This window comes from Thermohalobacter berrensis (genome assembly GCF_003609645.1).
Classification (GTDB): Bacteria; Bacillota; Clostridia; order Tissierellales; family Thermohalobacteraceae; genus Thermohalobacter; species Thermohalobacter berrensis.
In genome coordinates, this window is record NZ_MCIB01000013.1 from 1 (window position 1) to 21,796 (window position 21,796).

At 29.9% G+C, this 21,796-nt stretch carries 23 protein-coding genes and 1 pseudogene; 20 read left to right on the forward strand and 4 right to left on the reverse strand.

The window, feature by feature from the left end; all coding sequences use genetic code 11:
* Positions 1 to 904: 904 nt before the first annotated feature.
* From BET03_RS07335 to BET03_RS07345, 3 genes are all read left to right on the forward strand, one after another.
* Complete coding sequence (locus tag BET03_RS07335) at positions 905 to 1,969, forward strand: YkvI family membrane protein (protein WP_120168874.1); 1,065 nt, start codon at positions 905 to 907, stop codon at positions 1,967 to 1,969.
* Between the two features lie 87 nt (positions 1,970 to 2,056).
* Positions 2,057 to 3,175, forward strand: a complete 1,119-nt coding sequence (locus tag BET03_RS07340; RefSeq protein WP_120168876.1) for a DUF5711 family protein — start codon at positions 2,057 to 2,059, stop codon at positions 3,173 to 3,175.
* A gap of 23 nt (positions 3,176 to 3,198) precedes the next feature.
* Positions 3,199 to 3,777, forward strand: a complete 579-nt coding sequence (locus BET03_RS07345; RefSeq protein ID WP_183108777.1) for a CvpA family protein — start codon at positions 3,199 to 3,201, stop codon at positions 3,775 to 3,777.
* A 27-nt stretch (positions 3,778 to 3,804) separates the two neighbouring features.
* Here BET03_RS07345 and BET03_RS07350 read toward each other — a convergent pair whose 3' ends face one another.
* From BET03_RS07350 to BET03_RS07360, 3 genes are read right to left on the reverse strand one after another with little or no spacing between them, the layout of a single operon-like run.
* A complete protein-coding gene (locus BET03_RS07350) occupies positions 3,805 to 4,188 on the reverse strand; it encodes an SHOCT-like domain-containing protein (RefSeq protein ID WP_120168881.1) in 384 nt (127 codons plus the stop codon).
* A gap of 47 nt (positions 4,189 to 4,235) precedes the next feature.
* Entirely contained in the window at positions 4,236 to 4,598 is a 363-nt protein-coding gene (locus BET03_RS07355) for a DUF2089 domain-containing protein (protein WP_120168883.1), read from the reverse strand.
* Between the two features lie 12 nt (positions 4,599 to 4,610).
* Positions 4,611 to 5,015, reverse strand: coding sequence for an uS9 family ribosomal protein (locus tag BET03_RS07360; RefSeq protein ID WP_120168885.1), 405 nt, complete (start codon positions 5,013 to 5,015; stop codon positions 4,611 to 4,613).
* Between the two features lie 452 nt (positions 5,016 to 5,467).
* Here BET03_RS07360 and yedF point away from each other — a divergent pair, with 452 nt between their 5' ends.
* The 7 genes from yedF (at position 5,468) to rpsR (ending at position 9,289) form a co-directional block, all read left to right on the forward strand.
* Positions 5,468 to 6,061 (forward strand): sulfurtransferase-like selenium metabolism protein YedF, encoded by a 594-nt coding sequence (gene yedF, locus BET03_RS07365; RefSeq protein WP_120168887.1) that lies wholly within the window; start codon positions 5,468 to 5,470, stop codon positions 6,059 to 6,061.
* An 11-nt stretch (positions 6,062 to 6,072) separates the two neighbouring features.
* The gene (locus tag BET03_RS07370) at positions 6,073 to 6,342 is read left to right on the forward strand and encodes a putative Se/S carrier protein (protein WP_120168889.1); all 270 of its coding nucleotides are present in this window, start codon (positions 6,073 to 6,075) and stop codon (positions 6,340 to 6,342) included.
* Positions 6,343 to 6,620: 278 nt separating this feature from the next.
* Complete coding sequence (locus BET03_RS07375; protein ID WP_120168891.1) at positions 6,621 to 6,827, forward strand: DUF951 domain-containing protein; 207 nt, start codon at positions 6,621 to 6,623, stop codon at positions 6,825 to 6,827.
* A 168-nt stretch (positions 6,828 to 6,995) separates the two neighbouring features.
* A complete protein-coding gene (locus BET03_RS07380) occupies positions 6,996 to 8,177 on the forward strand; it encodes an aminotransferase-like domain-containing protein (protein ID WP_120168893.1) in 1,182 nt (393 codons plus the stop codon).
* A 148-nt stretch (positions 8,178 to 8,325) separates the two neighbouring features.
* Positions 8,326 to 8,613 (forward strand): 30S ribosomal protein S6, encoded by a 288-nt coding sequence (gene rpsF / locus BET03_RS07385; protein ID WP_120168895.1) that lies wholly within the window; start codon positions 8,326 to 8,328, stop codon positions 8,611 to 8,613.
* A 21-nt stretch (positions 8,614 to 8,634) separates the two neighbouring features.
* Positions 8,635 to 9,051, forward strand: a complete 417-nt coding sequence (locus tag BET03_RS07390) for a single-stranded DNA-binding protein (protein WP_120168897.1) — start codon at positions 8,635 to 8,637, stop codon at positions 9,049 to 9,051.
* 16 nt (positions 9,052 to 9,067) lie between these two features.
* Positions 9,068 to 9,289: a 30S ribosomal protein S18 gene (gene rpsR / locus BET03_RS07395; RefSeq protein ID WP_120168899.1), complete on the forward strand. Its 222-nt coding sequence runs from the start codon at positions 9,068 to 9,070 to the stop codon at positions 9,287 to 9,289.
* Between the two features lie 29 nt (positions 9,290 to 9,318).
* On the opposite strand, the gene BET03_RS07400 is transcribed toward rpsR, so the two are convergent.
* Positions 9,319 to 9,759, reverse strand: coding sequence for a protease complex subunit PrcB family protein (locus BET03_RS07400; protein WP_120168901.1), 441 nt, complete (start codon positions 9,757 to 9,759; stop codon positions 9,319 to 9,321).
* Between the two features lie 241 nt (positions 9,760 to 10,000).
* Here BET03_RS07400 and BET03_RS07405 point away from each other — a divergent pair, with 241 nt between their 5' ends.
* The 10 genes and pseudogenes from BET03_RS07405 to BET03_RS07450 all read left to right on the forward strand — a co-directional run bounded on the left by BET03_RS07405 (position 10,001) and on the right by BET03_RS07450 (position 21,691).
* Positions 10,001 to 10,243: a (2Fe-2S) ferredoxin domain-containing protein gene (locus BET03_RS07405; protein ID WP_120168903.1), complete on the forward strand. Its 243-nt coding sequence runs from the start codon at positions 10,001 to 10,003 to the stop codon at positions 10,241 to 10,243.
* A 5-nt stretch (positions 10,244 to 10,248) separates the two neighbouring features.
* Positions 10,249 to 11,982 carry a [Fe-Fe] hydrogenase large subunit C-terminal domain-containing protein gene (locus tag BET03_RS07410; protein ID WP_120168905.1) on the forward strand — a complete coding sequence of 578 codons (1,734 nt, stop codon included), beginning with the start codon at positions 10,249 to 10,251 and terminating at the stop codon, positions 11,980 to 11,982.
* Positions 11,979 to 13,151 carry a SpoIIE family protein phosphatase gene (locus tag BET03_RS07415; protein WP_120168907.1) on the forward strand — a complete coding sequence of 391 codons (1,173 nt, stop codon included), beginning with the start codon at positions 11,979 to 11,981 and terminating at the stop codon, positions 13,149 to 13,151. Before BET03_RS07410 ends, BET03_RS07415 begins: the two co-directional genes overlap by 4 nt.
* Positions 13,152 to 13,166: 15 nt before the next feature.
* Entirely contained in the window at positions 13,167 to 14,642 is a 1,476-nt protein-coding gene (locus BET03_RS07420; RefSeq protein WP_120168909.1) for a 4Fe-4S dicluster domain-containing protein, read from the forward strand.
* Positions 14,643 to 15,232: 590 nt separating this feature from the next.
* Complete coding sequence (locus tag BET03_RS07425; RefSeq protein ID WP_183108778.1) at positions 15,233 to 16,693, forward strand: alkaline phosphatase; 1,461 nt, start codon at positions 15,233 to 15,235, stop codon at positions 16,691 to 16,693.
* A 338-nt stretch (positions 16,694 to 17,031) separates the two neighbouring features.
* Positions 17,032 to 17,942 (forward strand): annotated as a pseudogene (locus tag BET03_RS07430) (YibE/F family protein).
* A gap of 163 nt (positions 17,943 to 18,105) precedes the next feature.
* On the forward strand, positions 18,106 to 18,867 hold the full coding sequence (locus BET03_RS07435; RefSeq protein ID WP_120168911.1) for a DeoR/GlpR family DNA-binding transcription regulator: 762 nt from the start codon (positions 18,106 to 18,108) through the stop codon (positions 18,865 to 18,867).
* Between the two features lie 15 nt (positions 18,868 to 18,882).
* Positions 18,883 to 19,812, forward strand: a complete 930-nt coding sequence (gene pfkB / locus BET03_RS07440; RefSeq protein WP_120168913.1) for a 1-phosphofructokinase — start codon at positions 18,883 to 18,885, stop codon at positions 19,810 to 19,812.
* Positions 19,813 to 19,828: 16 nt separating this feature from the next.
* On the forward strand, positions 19,829 to 20,275 hold the full coding sequence (locus tag BET03_RS07445) for a PTS sugar transporter subunit IIA (protein ID WP_120168915.1): 447 nt from the start codon (positions 19,829 to 19,831) through the stop codon (positions 20,273 to 20,275).
* Between the two features lie 12 nt (positions 20,276 to 20,287).
* The gene (locus BET03_RS07450; RefSeq protein WP_120168917.1) at positions 20,288 to 21,691 is read left to right on the forward strand and encodes a PTS fructose transporter subunit IIC; all 1,404 of its coding nucleotides are present in this window, start codon (positions 20,288 to 20,290) and stop codon (positions 21,689 to 21,691) included.
* Positions 21,692 to 21,796 lie beyond the last annotated feature (105 nt).

Genomic DNA, 21,796 nt, shown 5'->3' on the forward strand with positions numbered 1-21,796 from the left:
TTGAGAATTGACAATTTAAAAAACTGGAAAAGACTTCATAAAACGGGGGACAGATCTATCGTTGAACAGAGTGAAACAGAAGACCTGTCCCCAAGTTTCACGGATGGAAGAGTACAACCAGTTAGCAGTTAGTAGTATGTAGTTAGTAAAAGAAATAGTTATTAGTGGCTAGGGAAAACAATTTACAATTGAAAATTGAGAATGGAAGATTGAAAATTTTAAAAAGACCACGAAGCGTAAACATCTTTGGTCTAAGTAACGGACGTCGAAGTCTGGCTTCATTGGTTAAGTAACGGACATCCTAGACTCTCTTCTTAGGATAAGTAACAATCCTCATAGACAATTAGAAAAGATTAAAACACAAAAAAATAAAAGCCGAGAACATAGTGATCTACCTTACACCACCATACATAGCTTATTACCAAGCCATGATCTTTCGACCATGACCAAGCAGGTCACTACCTATGATAGTGGTCTGTTCAACCCTGCATGATATCTTAACAGCCCTATACAACCTCTCGGCTGTATAGAACCATTAGTAGAATTAAAAAATTCTACATCGACATCATACAGGATCTTAGCTCGACCTTATACGATAGGTTGGGACCCTATTGCAATCAAAATAATCGACTACAATAGAACCTTTCCCAACCATATAAGATCTTCCCTCCGACTGCATGTGAGCCTTTCGACCCACATGCAATCTTCGGCCGACCCATATATACCCCAAAATAGGAGCATATATGAGTCTGGGCTCAACCACAATGTTCCCGACACTAATATTATGTGTAGCTATATAAATAATATACAAAAATTTTTGAAAAATAAAATTGAAGGTTTATAGGTTATGAAACTAGCCCTTTTAATCATAAAGATAATTAAGCAATTAAAAGGAGGCTAGTATATGAAGAATAAAAATTGGCTCAAGCTTGCTAGCATATATATAGGTACAGTAATTGGTGCAGGATTTGCTTCAGGTCAAGAAATAATGCAGTTTTTTATTGTATTTGGATATAAAGGTCTTTTTGGAATAATATTAGCAACTTTTTTATTTTCTATTTTAGGTTCGTCTGTTTTACTTAATGTATACAGGAATAAAATTGATGGATATGAAAAATTTTTAACACCTATCTTCGGTAAATCCTTAGGAAAGATTACAGAAATAATTATAATTATCTTTTTGTTAGCAGGATATTGTGTTATGCTTGCTGGAAGTGGAGCCATATTTAAGGAGCAATTTAATATATCTTACAATATAGGTATTTATTTAATGGCACTTGTTACATTAATTACTTTTTTATTTAATATTAAAGGATTGTCTACGGTAAATACTATATTAGTTCCGATTTTACTTTTAGGAGTAATATTAACGGGAGGAATAAGCATATTGAAAAATGGATTCCAAATTAGCAACTTTAGTGGAGGAGAAATTGCAAAAACAAGCCATTGGATTATATCCTCAATATTGTATGTAAGTTATAATAGCATTACAACCGTTGTTATTATGAGCTCTCTATTACCAATAATTTCAGATAAGAAAACTGCATTAAAGGGTGGAATTTTTGGAGGGTTAGGATTAGGTGTACTTGCATTATTTATTGGAGTTCCACTATTAGGTTACACTACAGATATAAATGGTTTAGAAGTACCTATGCTAAAGATTGCTGAAAACTTAGGGAATAATGGTAGTTTACTATATGGTATTATACTATGGGGAGCTATGTTTACTACTGCATTATCAAATGGTTTTGGCTTTATAAAAAGAATTTCTTCCTTATTAAAAGTAAACCAACCTATTTTTTCTATTATTTTTTGTATTTCAGCTATTCCAATAGCTAGAATAGGTTTTACTAAATTAATTATAACAATATATCCATTATTTGGATATTTGGGCTTTATTATTTTCGTTTTTATAGTAGGAAGATTTTTCATTAAAGAGTTTAAAAACTATATAAAAAAAATTAAATAATTTATTTAAGGTTCTTCCTAACTTTTAAGGAAGGATTTTTTTTTGTAAGGAAGAACTTATAAATATATAGGGAGGGGAAAAATTTTTATGACTCGTAAGAACAATGATAATAAAAATAAGATAAAAGTAGGAAGATTTATATTACTCTTTATAATGCTTATTCTTCTATTTTCCAATGATATTTTTAAAGAAAAGATACATGGTATATTTGAGACTGAGAAAACAACTTTAAAGGTTAATAGTAAAAAAAACATATCATTAGAAAATAATAGTAAAGTTAAAATATATGGCGATAGATTTATAATATATAGAAAAAACAAACTTATATGTTATGATATGAAAGGTATTAAAATGTGGGACAAGACTATTAAATATAATAATCCCCTTATATATTTTGGTGAAAAAAGATTGTATATTGCAGATTCTACTATGGGAAATGTTTTAGCTCTTAATAGTAACGGAAAAGAACTATGGAACTATAGTTTTAAATTAACGGTAGAGCAAATATTAGAGAAAAAAGGATTTTTGTTGGCGTTTACAAAAGCTGGGGAAGAACTAGATGGCATAAATGTTTTAAATAGTGATGGGAAACTTGTAAGTAATATCATTATAGAAAAGGGGAAAATACTTTATGGTAATATAAACGATAATAAAAAAAATATTGCTATAACTACTCTAAGTACCGAAGAAGGACAATTAGAAAGTTATTTAATGCTTTATTCTTTTATTGGAAAAGAAATCTGGGAGAAGAAGTTTGAAAATCAAATATTACAAAATGTAGAATTTATTGACGAAGATACTATAGTTTTAGTTTCAGATGAGGAAGTGGCCTGTGTAAAAGAAAAAAAGCTACTTTGGGCTAGAGACTTAGAAGGCACCTTATTAGATATAGTTATAGATAAAAAGGATAAAAGAATTATGTTCTTATGGGAAGAAGATGGAAAATATTTCGAAACTGTATCATTTAAAGGGAGGACACTTGAGAAAAAGAGAGTAGATAAGGAATATGAATATTTATATTATAACAATGGAGAAACTTTTTTAATTGGAGAGAAAAAGATAAAGGGTATTAAAAAAGGAAAAGCTTTTTTGAACTTTAATAGTGATGAAGAAATAAAATATTTTGGCTTTATAGAAGATAAAGCTGTTATCTTTACTCAGAATAATGTTAAGATAATGGATATAGTATCTATAAAAAGCCAGTGAAAGCAGGTGTTGAAATGAATTGGATGGACTATATAATTATCTTAATTTTACTATTTAACAGTTTAGGTGGTTTTAGGAATGGTTTTATTATTTCTGCTTTTAACTTAGTAGGGTTTATACTATCTATATATATTGCAAAGCTATATTATCCAATATTATCTGAATATATAAAAGCTAATCCAGCTTTCTTTGATAAGGTTAAAGGTTTTGTTGAAAAGTTTTCACAAAATATTCCCCTATATAATGATATTTATTCAGGGGAAATGTTAATTAATATGTTAACGGAAAGAGCTATTGATATTATAAGTATTGTCTTAGTCTTTTTTATAGCTAAAATATTAATATATTTAGCTATTACAATATTAGATAATATAGCACAACTACCTATTTTAAAACAGGTAAACCATATAAGTGGATTGGTATTTGGATTAGCTAAAGGTATTTTAATTTTATATGTTTTATTTGCATTACTAACTCCTGTAATTAAAGTTTTCCCAGATAGTTTTATTGCTAAAGGAACGCTAAATTCTACATTTGGTTATTATTTGTACAATTATAATATAATTATTAGCTATTTAAAGATGATAGGTTTTTTAAGCTAAAAAGAATAAGCATGGACTTAACCATGCTTATTCAACGAATACTTCAACCCTCTCACCATTCTTTTCGCTTACTATATCAACAATTTTCCCTTCAGCCCCATTTTTAACAGCTTCAACTATTTCCTTTAAGTCAATTTCTTGAAAACTTGAATCTTTAAGTTCTGGAGAAAACTTTGTAGCAAATTTTAGCCCTATATCCACTAGAGCTATTGGAATATTTACGTTAACCTTTGTTTTATCTTCAGGGTCGAATACTCTTACCTTAAGCCATTTTGCATTTGTATTGTAATTAGATGTTGTTGATTTTTCTTCTAATGCATTTAGTAGTTCAACACCTTCTTCTGAAGTAATTTTCCCTTCTTCAACCATTTTAAGAATTTGCATTTTTTCTTCCTTTAAATTATTTGACACTAAAAACTCCCCCTCTTTTATATAATTTAGGATTAATTATCCCAATATTAATCTTTTAACAACTTAACTGCTTCCTCAGCGGTAATTTCACCTGAGCTCAATTTGGCTAAAATTTCTTTTTTGTCAACTTTAGGTGTATACTTAGCATCATATCCTAATGCCTTTATCACATTTTCTAACTTGTTTCTAACAGTCGGATAAGATATTCCAAGTTCTTTTTCAATTTCCTTAATATTTCCTCTATTTTTTATAAATACTTCAATGAAATGCTTTTGTTCATTATCAAGCTTACAGAACTTACAAAGGTTAAAGTGTCCTTTTATAGTTGTATCACAGTAATGACAGTGTAATTCTGTTATTTCTAAATCATTATTACATACAGGACATTTACCTATTGCTTCTCTATTCATTTTTAAACCTCCTTATAGTATAGTAATCTTAACTTTTGTTTTCCCATCATTTTGAGAAATATCTACAAAATCAAAAGGTTCGCAGGATCTTAATATATCTACTAATTCTTTTAAGTTTATCTCATTTAATACATTTCTAATATGTTTTTCCCATTCTTCATTTACATTTTTACTATGTTTAATACCAATTTTGCTAAACTTTAACGCTATATTAACTAAAAGCTTAGCTATAGATAAGGGGATAGCAGGAATATTAATTTTCTTTCCATCATCTTTTATGACTATTTTTATTTTGGAGGCCTTTTTTTGGTAGGATATATTTCTAGTTCTTAACTCTTTAACAATCTTTATTGCATCTTTCCCACTTATTTCCCCCTTATCTAGTTGACCTAATATTTTTTTTATCTCTTTATTCAATGTTAAGCCCCCCTTAAAATGTAATAGTAAATTTTAAATATAATATGAAACATATTAATATTTATGAAATAAAATATTAAAATATTTAATTCTTATTTATATAATATTACTAATATTTAAAAATGCCAATAAATAAGTTAAAAAAATAAAAAATAAAATATGAAATTATATATTTTTATAAAAATAGAATTAAAAAAATAAAAACACCAACTTTTGAATTTTAAAATTCATATTTAACAATATTACCTATATAATTATGATACCCATATCTAATATTTTTCTAATAGTTTTCACTTTTAAATCTGATAAATGTTATTTAAAATACATTATAGATAAAATCTATATTTAACAGTAGCACTATAGATTATATCTATATAATATTTGATAGCTTGAATAATAAGGTTGAGTGAACCTATAATATATTTAGTAGAATTTGTAAGGGGGTTGAAATATTGAAAAAGGAAGTGGATGCTAGAGGGTTTGCCTGCCCAAAACCTGTTATCATGACTAAAAAGGCCCTAGATGAGATTGAAACAGGAGTAATTACAACTATTGTCGATAATGAAGTTGCCATGAAAAATGTATCAAAGCTTGCTAAGAGTTCAAATTGTGAATACGATACTGAAAAAGTTTCTGAAGATGAATTTCGAATCTATATAACAAAGGGAGATGCTAAAGAAATAGAAGATAATGATGATAATAATAAACTTAAGGATATGACTATAGTATTTGGAAGTGATAAATTAGGAAAAGGGTCAGATGAATTAGGGAAAATACTAATGAAAGGTTATATATACACACTTACTGAAGCAGAACCATATCCTTCAAAACTTCTATTTTTGAATAGTGGAGTTAAATTAACTACTGAAGGTTCAGAAGTTATTGATGATTTGAAGAAATTAGAAAATTCAGGAGTTGAAATACTTTCATGTGGAACTTGTTTAGACTTTTATAACATAAAAGATAAACTTAAAGTTGGCGAAGTAACAAATATGTATACTATAGTAGAGAATATGAAAAATGCAGAAAATACAATAGTTCTATAAGGGATGATTATATGAATAAAGAAATATATTATGTAATTGCCTTTGATTCTACACATCATGCTATAAAAGCAGAAAAAAAGTTAAAAGAAAGGAAAGTTGATATAAAAACTATACCTACACCTAGAGAGATAACTGCAAGTTGTGGTTTATCTATTAGATTTAGTGGTAACTTTCTAGATAATGTAAAAGATGTTTTAAGTAGTGATACTTTTAATATTAAAGGATTGTATAGATTTTTAAAAACTAAAGATAAAAAAATAGTAGAAAAAGTAAAGTTATAACGTATAGTTTCCTGTACTAATTATTTGGCTTTGGGGGCTTAGTAATTCTTTTATAGAAGCAGATGGATTATCCATCTGCTTTATCAACATAAGCAAATATTATTTTATTGTTACTTAAAAGTATTTTTGATAATGAAATCATTAACTTTTTTATACTTTATTAGTATACATATATATGTTGGTAAAAATAAAATAATATTATATAATTATAATATAGAGGTGCTTCTTATTAAAAAAGAGAAGCTTTACACTATTAAAAATAATAGGAGGAATATACAATGCCTATGAAGTTAAAAGTTGGTGATATAGTACAATTGAAAAAGAAGCATCCTTGTGGTGAAGATAAATGGGAGATTATGAGAACAGGTATTGACTTTAGAATAAAGTGTTTAGGCTGTGAAAGACAGGTGTGGTTGCCAAGAAAAAAATTAGAGAGAAGAATAAAAAAAGTAATAAGCAGTGAAAACTCAGAAATTGGCCAATAAATAACCATATCTTATAATGTTTAATTTGTCTATATGAGGAATTTTAACTTATTTTGTGTCAAAAATGTAATTAATTTCAATAGACAAAACCAAATATTTGTAGTAAACTAAAAACTAGGAAAACGTTTTATTGGCTGTTTTTTTAATAATTTTTTTGGAGGTGTATTCATGGCTTATAAATTTGCAAAGAGAATGAACAACATAAAGGCGTCTGAAATTCGTGAATTGTTAAAACTTACTCAAAGACCAGAGGTAATATCTTTTGCTGGAGGATTACCAGCTCCAGAATTATTTCCAGTACAAGAGGTTAAAGAAGTAGCAGCAGAAGTTATTGAAGAGCAGGGAACAAATGCATTACAGTATGCACCAACTGAAGGATATGATCCACTTAGAGAAAAAATAGCAAAGAGAATGGAGAAATTCGGAGTAAATGTTACCAAAAACAATATTCTTATGCTTAGTGGTGGACAGCAAGGATTAGACTTTTCAGGGAAAATTTTCTTAGATAAGGGAGACGTAGTTTTATGCGAAAGTCCTACTTACTTAGGTGCAATAAATGCTTTTAAAGCATATGAACCTAATTTTGTAGAAATACCAACTGATGATAATGGAATGATAATAGAAGAATTAGAGAAAATAATTGAAACTACAGATAAAGTGAAATTAATATATGTTATACCTGATTTCCAAAATCCATCAGGTAGAACTTGGTCTGTAGAAAGAAGAAAGAAATTAGTAGAAGTTGCAAATAAGCATGACATTGTTATAGTTGAAGATAATCCTTATGGAGAACTTAGATTTGAAGGAGAGTTACCTCCTGCAATTAAACACTTTGATACTGAAGGTAGAGTTGTATACTTAGGTTCCTTCTCTAAGACATTCTGTCCAGGATTTAGATTAGGTTGGGCATGTGCAGATGAAAAACTTCTTAATAAATATATTTTAGTAAAACAAGGAGCAGATTTACAAACTAATACTACTGCCCAAATGATACTAAACAAATTCTTAGATAAATATGACCTAGATGAGCATATAGAAAAAATAAAAGAAGTATATAAAAAGAGAAGGGATTTAATGATTAATACTATGAAGGAAGCTTTCCCTAAAGAGGTTAAGTTTACTTATCCTGAGGGAGGATTATTTACTTGGGCAATATTACCAGAGCATATAAATGCAAGAAAATTAGCAGAAAAGGCTATTGAAAACAATGTTGCCTTTGTACCTGGTGGTTCATTCTTCCCTAATGGTGGAAATGAAAATACTATGAGATTAAACTATTCAAATATGACTGAGGATAGAATAGTTGAAGGTATAAAGAGATTAGGAAAAGCTATAAAAGAAATGATGTAATAAAAAACCCTTTGGATTAATCCAAAGGGTTTTTTAAAAAGTTATAATTTTCGTTGAAAACTGCAAAAATAAATGATATAATTAATCATTGTGGTATACCTTGCTCTATATTATTAGAGCCGTAAAGTCCAAAAGGGAGGTGAAAACAGTGAATAAGTATGAAGCATCATTTGTTCTTGTTCCTAACTTGGAAGATGAAAAAAGAAATGGTGTTATTGAAAGATTTAAGGAGTTAGTGGAAAAAGGTAAAGGTAATATTGAGAAAGTTGATGAGTGGGGCTTAAGAAAGCTTGCTTATACTGTGAAGAATTTTACTGAAGGTTATTACGTATTTATCAACTTTCAAGGGGAAGCAGGAATAGTAGATGAAATTAACAGAATTGCAAAGATAACTGATGAGGTTCTTAGACATATGGTAATTAAAGAAAATGAATAGATTTAAAATGGTGGTGTTTTGATGAATATTGTTGTATTAATAGGTAGATTAACAAGGGACCCAGAGTTAAGGTTCCTACCCGATAGTGGGAGACCAGTTACCACCTTCAATATTGCAGTAGATAGACCTTTTACAAACAAACAAGGACAAAGAGAAACAGATTTTTTTAAGATTGTAGTATGGGGTAGGCAAGCAGAAAACTGTGCTAATTACTTAGCTAAAGGTAGACTTGTTGGAGTACATGGAAGAATTCAAAATAGATCATATGAAACTCCTCAAGGTGAAAGGAGATATGTTACTGAAATAGTGGCAGATAGAGTACAATTCCTTGAATGGGGAGATAAGAGACAAGATACTAGCAATACAGACATGCCAGTAGATGACTTTAATCCAACTGATGGTTTTCAACCAGTAGATGATGACGAGATTCCATTCTAAAGGAGGGAAGAAGTAAGTGGCTAGAAGAAGAAGAAAAAGAAGAGTATGTAGTTTCTGTAAAGATAAAGTTGAATCTATAGATTATAAAGATGTAGATAAACTAAAAAAATATATGACTGAAAGAGCTAAGATACTTCCAAGAAGAATCACAGGAAACTGTGCAAGACATCAAAGACAATTAACTAAAGCTATAAAGAGAGCTAGAAATATTGCTCTTTTACCATACACTTTAGACTAATAAAAGAGGGGTTTATCCCCTCTTTTTATTTATATATCGATTTTTGAGAAAGTATTTCCTGTGGTATTACTAACTTGTATTTTACCTTCTATATTTTCATCAAATTTTACCAATACAAAAGGATATGTAATAACTTGTGCAACCATTTCACCTTTCTTTGGTTCTACCTCTTCTATTATAACGCTTATCTTATCATTTTCTACTTTTATTGTTTCTAATTTTATATTGTATCCAGCTGTAGGCTTTTCACCTAAACTTATAAAAAGAATATCTTTATCATTTTCACTTTGTAAAACTGTAAAACCTTTTTGTGTTTTTATAGTTTCAATTGTCCCTTCTAAATATTCAGGCATACTATCTTGTAAAATCTCATAACTAATACTATTTGATGTGTTTTCATGGCTATTACAACCTACTGATAGGATACTTAAGCTTAATATTATTAAATAAATAGATAGTTTTCTTTTCATTTTATCCCTCCTTTATATTTTCTAATTATTTAGACGAATATAAGTCTTTTTTGTTGCTTATTTTAAGAAGAGAAATACAAAAAGAAGATTGACAAAAAAATAACAGAGCAATATAATTTACTTGGATATCATTAAACATTCTAAGGAAATACAAAATTTTGGAAAATGGTTTTATTAAGGTGTATTTAATAAACATTTTATAGACTATGAAAACAAAAGATTATGTAAAGGAGTGTAAAAAATGAAAGTTATAAACGTATGTGTTGGAAGTGCATGTCATTTAAAAGGAGCTTATAATGTAATAAATAAGTTGCAAGATTTAATAAAAGAAAGAAATTTAGAGGATAAAGTAGAAGTTAAAGCAGCCTTTTGTTTAGGGGAATGTACTAAAGCAGTTGCGGTAAAGGTAGATAATGGTGAAATAATTTCAGTTCAAGAGGATAATGTTGAACAATTTTTTAACAACCATATTATTGGGGGGTAAAAAACTTGAAGTTCCTTAATTTTTCAGAAGCTAACTGCAAAAATTGCTATAAATGTTTAAGACATTGTCCTGTTAAGGCAATAAAAATTAAAAATGGACAGGCTAAGATTGTTGAAGACAGGTGTATTGGATGTGGACAATGTCTAGTTGTATGTCCTCAAGATGCTAGGAATATAAAAAGTGATTTAAAGGAAGTAAAAAATGCTATAAAAGAAGGAAAAAAAGTCATAGCTAGTATTGCCCCTTCATTTGCTGGAGCCTTTGATATAAATGATGGGGGACAAATAGTAACAGCATTAAAGAAATTGGGCTTTAGTGCTGTAGAAGAGACTGCCATTGGGGCTGAAATAGTAGCTAAATTATATAAAGAATATATTGAAGAAAAGGAATATGAAAATATAATTACTACTAGTTGCCCTTCAGCTAATTATTTAATTGAAAAATACTATCCATCTTTAGTAAAATATATGATGCCAGTAGTTTCACCAATGGTTGCCCATGGGAAAGTAATTAAGTATAATTATGGAATGGATAGCTATGTTGTATTTATTGGACCATGTACAGCAAAAAAGATAGAAGCTGCTAATTTTCAGCATAAAGATATTGTAAATGCAGTTCTAACCTTTGAAGAATTGTCAGAATGGTTTAAAGAGGAAAATTTAAAAATAAATGAGCTTAAACCACAATCCTTTGATGCAGAAGCACAAAAAAGGGGTAAAGAATTCCCTATAGGTGGGGGAGTATTAAATAGCTTTTTAGATAAAGAAATTAATAAAAAGTACCATTTTATTTCAGTAGATGGTATAAAAGAATCTATGGAGATATTTGAATCTTTAAGTTCAGGTAACTTAAAAAAAGTATGTTTAGAAGTTAATGTATGTACAGGAAGCTGTATAGGTGGGCCTGTTATGCCAAATGGTGAATTAGACTTTTTTAGGAGGCTTATAAAGGTTAAGGAATATGTAAAAGGAAAAGATAATTATACTGAAATTGAAAATGAATATAAAAATCAAATACATAGATTAAACTTTACCAAAAGATTTTTTGATAAAAGCCTAAATAAAAATAAAGCTAATGAGGATGAAATTAAAAAAATATTAAGAGAGATGGGAAAATACGAAAAATCAGACGAATTAAACTGCGGTGCATGTGGTTATAACACTTGTAGAGAGAAGGCACAGGCTGTTTATGAAGGTATGGCAGAAATGGAAATGTGTTTACCACATATGAGAAGTAAAGCTGAAAGCTTAAATCATGTTATAGTTGAAAATAGTCCTAATATAATAATTTTAGTGGATAGGGAATTAAAAATTAAAGAGTTTAATCCTACTGCTGAAAGGATATTTAATGTAAAGGCAGATAATATAATAGGTAAACCGATATCTATATTAATAGATGACACTAAATTTAATGAGGTAAAGAAAAATAAAAAAAGTATTTTAAAGGAGAAAGTTAGCTACTCTTTATATGGGGTAGTATTAATGCAAAATATAATATACTTAGAAAAACAAGGTGTAATATTAGCTATTATGGTAGATATAACAGCAGAAGAAGCTAATAAAAAAGAATTAATAAAAGTTAAAGAAAATACATTAGATGCCGCACAAAGTGTTATAGAAAAGCAAATGAGAGTAGCCCAAGAAATAGCCAGTTTACTTGGTGAAACAACTGCAGAAACAAAAATGATTTTAACTAAGCTAAAAAAATTAACTATGGGTGAGACAGGTGATATAAAGTGAGTTGCTTTATAGATATTGCCTATGATAATATAAATAAATATGGAGAAGAGTTATGTGGTGATAATGTAGAGATTATTAAAAATGATAATAATGCTATTATTGTTCTAGCTGATGGACTAGGTAGTGGAGTAAAGGCCAATATTTTGGCAACTCTAACTTCAAAAATAGCTGCAACAATGTTAAAAGAGGGGGCTAGCATTCAAGAAACAGTAGATACTATAGTACACACTCTTCCTGTATGCAGTATACGAAACATTGCATATTCAACATTTACAATAATAAAAGTTGAAAATAATGGGGAAGTATATGTTGCAGAATATGATAATCCTCCCTTTTTTCTAATTAAGGATAATAAAATAGTTCAAATTAAAAAGAGAGAAACTGTTATAAATGGGAAAGTTGTCAAAGAAAGCAATTTTAGGTTAAATGAAGGGGATGTATTAACCATTGTAAGTGATGGAGTAATACATGCAGGAGTAGGTGCAATATTAAATTTAGGATGGAAATGGGAAAATGTAGCAGAATACTTAGAAAAAATATCTATTAAAATGAAGTGTGCTAAAAACATAACAAAAAGTGTAATTAATGTATGTAAAAATTTTTATGCAAACAAACCAGGTGATGATACAACAGTTGTTACAGTAAAATTAAGAAAACCTGAAATTATTGATTTGTTTACTGGTCCTCCTGAGGATAGCAGCAAAGATGGTTGGGTTGTAAAAAAACTTATGGAAGGAGAAGGCAAAAAAATTGTATGTGGTGGTACTGCAGCTAATATAGTAGCAAGGGAGCTTGGTGAAAAAATTGAAGTTAATATGGACTATCTCAGTGATAAGGTACCACCGATAGCTTCAATAAATGGTATTGATTTAGTAACAGAAGGAGTACTTACTTTAAATAAAGCAGTTGAAAAAATTAAAAAATACAATGATAATTTACTAAAAGATGATGCAATTTATGAGTTGGATGGTAAAGATGGAGCTTCATTATTAGCTAAAACTTTAATTGAAGATTGTACCCATCTAAACCTTTGGGTGGGAAAAGCTATAAACCCAGCCCATCAAAATCCTGATATGCCTGTTGATTTAAGTATTAAGTTTAAGGTAGTAAGTGAGTTAGCAAAGTTAATGGTTAAATTAGGTAAAAAAATTAAATTAACATATATTTAATGTGAGGTGGCTTCTATGAGAAAATTTGAAACTCATGTACAATTAATAAAATACAAAGTATTAAAAGAGGTAGCTAAACATGCAATGGAAGGTACTTTAATGGATGAAATTTTTAATATTCCTAAAAAAATAATTCCCGGCCCTGATCCTGTAACTAGATGTTGTGTCTATAAAGAAAGGGCCATAATCCAGGAAAGAATAAAGCTAGCTACAGGTGGAGACAAAAATAACAACAATATAATAGAAGTTATTGATATAGCATGTGATGAATGCCCAATTAATCGTTTTACTGTTACTGAGGCATGTAGAGGATGCCTTGCCCATAGGTGTTCTGAAGTGTGTCCAGTAGGTGCTATTTTTCATGAGGGGCAAAGGGCTCATATAGACCAAGATAAATGTATTGAGTGTGGTAAGTGTAAAGAGGTTTGTTCATATAATGCTATTGCAGATGTTATGAGACCTTGCAGGAAAGCTTGTAATGCTAACGCACTTTCAATTGATAGAAATAAAAAAGCAGTTATTGATAATGAAAAGTGTATACAATGTGGTGCATGCGTATACCAATGCCCTTTTGGAGCAATAATGGACAAGTCATTTATAGTTGATGTTGTTAATTTATTAAAAGAGGCAAAGGAAAATAAAGATATACATGTATATGCAATAGTAGCTCCTGCAATTTCAAGCCAATTTACAGATGTAAAGATTAGACAAGTTATTACAGGTATAAGAAAGCTAGGATTCCATGATGTAGTAGAAGTTGCCCTTGGAGCTGATATAGTATCATTACATGAGGCTAAAGAATTTACAGAAAGTGTAACTGAAAAGGGAGTAGTTACTTCATCCTGTTGCCCAGCTTTTGTATCTTATATTGAGAAAAATTATCCAGGATTAAAAGATAATATCTCAAATACAGTATCACCAATGATTGCAATATCAAGATTAATTAAGCATCTAGATGAAAAAGCGAAGATTGTATTTATTGGTCCTTGTACTGCTAAAAAAATGGAAATTCAAAGAGAAGAGCTTAAAGATGATACTGATTTTGTTATTACATTTGAAGAATTAACTGCTCTACTTGATGCAGCTGGAATTAAATTAGAAGAATGTGAAGAAGGTGTACTTAATAATGCTTCTTTCTTTGGCAGGATTTTTGCTCGTTCCGGAGGAGTGTCAGAGGCTATAAAACATGTAATAGAAGAAGAAAAGCTAGATGTTGAATTTAAACCGATTAGCTGTGATGGAATTAGTGAATGCGATAAAGCCTTAAAGATAGCTAGAGTAAATAAATTAAAAGGAAACTTTATAGAAGGAATGGCATGCAAAGGTGGTTGTATTGGTGGAGCAGCCTCATTAAATCATGGACCAAAGGATAAAAAAGAAGTAGACAAGTATGGAAAACTTGCTATTGAAACTACAGTAAGGGATTCACTTAGAGTATTTGATTTGGATGAAATTAATTTAGACAAGAAACCGAGAAAAGACAATAATTAATAAAAAATGATGGTAGCTACTAATTAATAGCTACCATTTTTTTATTCCTTAAGCAAGTATAAAGTTTCTGAACTAAGTAACGGACATTTATATTTTACTTCTTTGGTTAATACTAAAGCTATATTATTATTTACATAAAATTAACTTTTATTTTATTCCATTTTAATACGAATAAAATAGATTATAATTGTAAGCATATCTTCAAATGCATTTAAGATGGGGAATTAAAAGGCTAAACTTAATATTTATGTGGATATTGATGTAACTATTATAGATTCATACTCTTTGGATAGATCTAGCTAACAAATATAATAGAAATTCTTTAGTGCCTAGTATACAAGGGGGTTTGATTGGATTGAGATTTTAAGAGAAATCAATAAATATAAGGCTATACAGGGGAAAAAGTGGATACAAGAAATTGCCTAAAATATTGATGATTTAGGTAGTATTTAGCCTATTAATAACAAAACATAATTTTGAAATTTACGTATAATTTACCATATTATAATTTTACTTTGACATATTTTTAATAGTCTATTAATAGGTTATTATATTAGAAAATAATAAACTATCTTACAGGAGGTTAGACTATGTTTAAAAATAAGTTATTTGCCAAGTTTTCTGTTATTTTTTTATTAATGGCACTAATACTAACTAGTGTTGTGTCAGGATTTTCAAAGATAGAAGTAAGTTATGCAGCAGGAAAAGCTCCAAAATATGTTTTCTATTTTATAGGGGATGGTTTAGGGGCATCTCAAAGACAGATAGCTGAATATTTTAAACAAGAGGTTACAGGAGAAAAAGATGCTAAATTATTAATGAATACTTTTCCAGTTGCAGGTATTAATACAACTTATTCTGCAGATTCACTTGTTACTGATTCGGCTGCAGCAGGAACAGCTTTAGCTACTGGCCATAAGACAAATAATGGATTTATTTCTCAAACACCAGATGGAGACAATCTAAGAACTCTTATAGAGGAAGCAGAAGAAAAAGGCATGGCAACAGGTATAATAACAACTACAAGGCTAACACATGCAACTCCAGCAGTATTTGCATCACATAATGAAAATAGAAATAATGAAAATGAAATAGCAGCAGATTACTTAGATAGTGGCGTAGATTTCATTGCAGGTGGTGGATATAGACATTTTGTACCTAAGGATTGGAAATGGGGTAAATCTAAGAGAAAAGATGATAGAAATATATTACAAGAATTCTATGAAAAAGGATATAGAGTATTTGTAGGTGAGCATGATACAAAGGCTTTTAGAAATTATAATCCTAAAGTAAGAGAAAAAGTTATAGCGACATTTACATATTCCCATATGCCTTATGAAATTGACAGAAAAAACAGAAACGATGTTCCAAGTCTAGTAGAAATGACAGAAAAGGGAATAGAAGTTTTATCAAAATATAAAAATGGCTTTTTTTTAATGGTTGAAGGTGGTAGAATTGACCATGCATGTCACGCTAATGACCCTGTAGGAGCAATTCATGATACATTAGAATTTGATGAAGCGATTAAAGAAGCATATGAATTTTATAAAAAACATCCAAATGAGACATTAATAGTAGTTGTAGGAGACCATGAAACAGGTGGTATGGGATTAGGATTTGGTAAAAACTATTTCTTAAAATTAGACGAACTTACTGATGCAAAGCTATCAACAGCTGATGTTTTAAATTATGAAAATCCGTATGAAAAGGGAGATAACAGAGCTGAATATTTTGCTTATATAGAAAAGAACTTAGGATTAGACAATTTAACAGAAGCAGAAAGAAAAGAAATAGAAAAGGCAATGGATATAGTAGATAATGGAATAGAAGATAAAGCTGGAGAATATGGAGGATACAATCCTGTAGCGATAGCTGTAACTCATATATTATCTGAAAGGGCTAATATTCAGTGGACTACTTATGCACACTCAGGAGTATCTATACCAATGTCAGCAATAGGAGTTGGAGCTGAAGAATTTTCTGGATACAAAGACAATACAGAAATAGCTAAAGCGATGGCTAAACTAATGGGATTTGAATTGACAAAATAAATACTTAAACCATTAAGCCGGGAGAAATCCCGGCTTTTTAGAATATTTCTCTTCTTGGGAGGCGAAAAGCATGAAAAAAACTTATCGTTTTTTTTAGTAATTGGATTAATAATTACAGTTTCTTCGTTATTTTATTTAGATGGAACAGGAAAAAATTAGATAAAAATATTGAAGAAGTAAAAGCAGAAGTATTAAGGGTAGATAATAGTGAAGTAGTTAAATCTGGAATATCAAGAACTGGACATCAAAGAGTTGTTATAAAAATTTTAGAAGGTAAGTATAAAGGTAATAAAATAGAAGCAACTAGTAATCTTTTAGGAAAACTTGATATGGACACAATGTGTAAGCCTGGAGATAAGATAATTGTAGGTATACAAGTAAGGGATAGTCAAGTAAAAAATGCAATAGTATTAGAACTCTATAGACAGGACTGGGAATTAATATTATTTGGACTGTTTGTATTATGTTTAATTATATATGCACGTTTTACGGGGCTGAAAGCTTTGTTTTCTTTTATAGCAAGCCTCTATGTAATTTGGAAATTTTTAATTCCTGGATTACTTGAAGGTAAAAATCCTTTAATTCTAACTGTATCTATAATAGTTTTACTAACTGGTATTATAGTATTTTCAGTTGCTGGCTTTACAAAAAAAGGACTTTCAGCATTTATTGGAACAATTATAGGGTTAATTGTAACTATAGGAATAACATTATTTTTTGGAGATAAATTGGCATTAAAGGGTTATACCTCACCCTTTGCAGAAACGTTACTATTTAGTGGACATTTAAATCTTAATCTAAAGTATATATTTTATTCTGCTATTATAATCGGTGCATCAGGTGCGGCGATGGATATAGCTATGGATGTGGCTGCATCTATGGAAGAGATAAAGTTAAAAAAACCTGACATTTCGGCAAAAGAATTGATACAATCAGGTTTTAATGTAGGTAGGACTGTAATAGGAACAATGACTACAACCCTTTTTTAGCATATTCTGGAGGTTACCTTACACTTTTAATGCTGTTTACGACCAAAAACTCTAGTTTTATAAGGATAGTAAATTTAAAGATAGTTGCTTCTGAAATCATGAGGACAGTTGTAGGAAGTATAGGACTAGTTCTAGTTGCACCTATAACTGCAGTTTTTGCAGGGTGGATATACTCAATGGACATTAAAAGTTTTTTTGTGAAAGATAAGCTAGAAGATACATATATAATAGGAAAAAAGGAGACCTTATCTGGAGATTAGGTTAAGATAACTAATCTCTTTTTTATTTACTTAGAAATATTTATTGACATAATAACAGGAATAGATTATAATAAAAACAAACACAAACAATCATAAATGAAAATAAATAATCATAAAATGAAGAATAATAAAAAGTGTGTGTAAAATGAGCTGAGGTGAGGAAATGTTTGCTGAGGAGAGAAAAATAAAAATACTAGATAGACTTGATAAACAAGGAAAAGTTAGGGTAAAGGAGTTGTCAAAACTATACAATGTTTCTGAAGCAACTATAAGGAGAGATTTACAAGAGCTTGAAGAACGAGGAATGATAAAAAGGACACATGGTGGAGCAGTACTAACTGAACATACAAAATTTGAACCTACTTTTTTAGAAAAAGAGGACAAATTTCATGAAGAAAAGGAAGCTATAGGCAAACTAGCTGCTTCACTTATTGAGGATGGGGATACGATAGCAATAGATTCTGGAACAACAACATTAGAAATTGCTAAAAATATTAAGGCAAAAAACCTAACAATAGTAACTAATTCACTAGATATAGCTTATGAGATAGGGAAAAGATCAGATATAGAGGTTGTGATAACAGGTGGGATGATGAGATGGAAAACAAGGGCAATGGTAGGACCTATTGCAGATAACACTATAAAGAATTTAAGAGTTGATAAAGTTTTTTTAGGTACAAATGGGATTTGTATAAAAAAGGGAATAACTACTCCTAATCTTATAGAAGCTCAGACGAAAAGGGCTTTATTAAAAATAGCAAGTCAGGCAATTGTTGTATGCGATCATACTAAATTTAACCAAGTATCATTTGCTAAAATAGCTGATATTAATGAAGTAGATATCATAATAACAGATAATAAATTACCATCAAAATTATTAGATAAATATAAAGAACAAGATATAGAAATTATGATCAGTAATTAGGATGGAGGCTTAAAAATGGTTATAACAGTTACTTTAAATCCTGCATTAGATAAGACTATACAGATTAATAACTTTACAATTGATAGTGTAAATAGGGTAAATTCAGTGAGATTAGATGCAGGTGGTAAGGGGATTAATGTATCAAAAGTAATTAAAGAATTGGGAGGCTATAGTATAGCTGTTGGTTTAATTGGGGGAAAAAATGGGCAGTTTATAAAGAAATATCTTGATAATTTAGGAATTGAAAACGATTTTATAGAATTAGATAGTGAAACTAGAACCAATATAAAAATTATAGACCCAGTAAACCAGACAAATACAGATATTAATGAAAGTGGACCAGTAATTTCAGAAGATAGTTTAAAGTTAATAAAAGATACAATAATGAAATATGCCACCGAAGATAATGTAATAGTTTTTTCTGGAAGTGTTCCTAAGGGTGTAGGGAAAAATATATATAAAGATCTTATACTGGATTCTAAAAAAAGAGGGGCTAAAACTATACTTGATACAGAAGGGGAGTTGTTTCTTGAAGGTATAAAATCTGGTCCTTATTTAGTAAAGCCTAATATTCACGAACTCGAAAAAGCTTTTAAAATTACCTTAAGGGATAAAAAAGACATTGTTAATATATCAAAAGAAATTATAAGATATGGAGTAAACTATGTTGTAGTATCATTAGGCAGTAAAGGATCTATATTTGTTAGTAAGGATATAGCAGGATATATAGATGGAATAAAAGTGAATGTGAAAAGCACAGTTGGTGCTGGTGATTCAATGGTAGCGGCATTAGCTCTTGCTCTAGATAGGAATGATCCATTTGAAGAAGGAATGAAGCTTGCTGCCGCAACAAGCACAGCTAGTGTGATGACTGAAGGTAGTCAAACTGGACGTATTGAAGATGTTAAAAAAATCTTAAATAAAATAAGAATAAATTATATTTAGAAAGGATGAACTAATTATGAAAATAATAGACTTATTAACAGAAGACCAAATATGTTTAGATATTAAAGCAAATGATAAAGAAGAGGTAATAAAGAAAATGGTAGACATACTAGATAAAAATGATAGACTACATGATAAAGAAAAAGTGCTGGAAGCTGTTTTTGAAAGGGAGAAAACTTTTTCAACTGGTATAGGAAATGGAATTGCCATTCCACATGGGAAAAGTAGTGGTGTGAAAAAGGCATCGATAGTATTTGCAAGAAGTAAAAAGGGAATTGATTTTAGTTCATTAGATGGTGAACCTGCCTTCATGTTCTTTCTAATTGTAGTGCCAGATAAAGCAAATGATACACATCTTAAGGTTTTAAGTCAGCTTTCTAGAAAACTTATGCATAAAGAGTTAAGAGAATCCTTAATGAAGGCAGAGACACCACATGAAATTATAGAAATATTAGACTTTTAAGGGGGTAAAACAATGAAATTTGTAGCTGTTACTTCTTGTCCTACAGGTATAGCCCATACCTATATGGCTGCAGAGGCCCTTCAGATTGCAGCTAAGGAATTGGGAGTAGAAATTAAGGTTGAGACACAGGGTTCAGTAGGAGCTGAAAATGAGCTAACAGAAAAAGATATAAAAGAAGCAAAAGCAGTAATAATAGCTGCAGACACAAAAGTATCAAAGGAAAGATTTACTGGTAAACCTATTGTTGAAGTAGGTGTACAAGATGCAATTAAAAATGCTAAAGATGTTCTTGAAAAGGCAAAAAATGCAAAGGTAGATGCTCAAAATATTACAGAACAGGTTTCAACAATAAAGGCACAAAGAAGCTCAACAAGAAAGGGACCTTATAAACATCTTATGACAGGTGTATCATATATGATACCATTCGTTGTTGCAGGTGGTATTTTAATAGCTATATCATTTGCCTTTGGAATTGAAGCTTTTAAAGAAGAGGGAACACTTGCAGCAGCTCTTATGCAAATTGGTGGAGGGTCAGCATTTGCATTAATGGTTCCAATACTTGCTGGATTTATTTCCTATTCTATTGCAGATAGACCTGGACTTGTACCTGGTATGGTTGGAGGTATGTTGGCTGGATCAACTGGATCGGGATTTTTAGGTGGAATTATTGCAGGTTTTTTAGCTGGTTATACTGTAAGATATCTAAAGAAAAGTATAAAGCTTCCAAAGTCTATGCAAGGTTTAATGCCTGTATTAGTACTTCCATTATTATCTTCACTAATTGTTGGATTACTTATGATATATGTAATAGGTAAGCCTGTAGGAGCATTAAATAAGGGTATGACTACTTGGTTAAGCAACCTTAGTACAGGTAACGCTGTAATTTTAGGATTAATATTGGGGTTAATGATGGCTTTTGATATGGGTGGCCCAGTAAATAAAGCTGCATATACATTTGCAGTTGGTACTTTAGCAGCAGGACAGGCGTCAGAAATAATGGCTGCAGTTATGGCAGCAGGTATGACACCTCCTTTAGGACTAGGTTTAGCAACAAGAATAGCTAAAAATAAATTTAATACAGAGGAAAGAGAAGCAGGAAAAGCAGCTTGGGCATTAGGCATATCTTTTATTACAGAAGGTGCAATTCCCTTTGCTGCAGCAGATCCAATAAGAGTAATTCCTTCTATAATGATAGGTTCAGCTGTAACTGGAGCATTATCAATGATGTTTAAAGTAGCTATAACAGTTCCACATGGTGGATTTTTCGTATTCTTTATACCTAATGCTGTTAGAAATCTAGGATTATATATTGTATCAATTCTTATTGGTACTGTTGTTACAGCCTTAATAGTTTCTTTCTTAAAAAAGGATATAAAACAGGAAGAAAGGAAAAAGGCTGAAGAAACAGTTGCTTAATTAAATAAAAAATAACTAGGGGACTGAAATTCTTCAGTCCCTGATTTTTTCTATTTATAATTTTCAATTTTAATAAAGAATTTTTATATTGTAAAAATATTACCT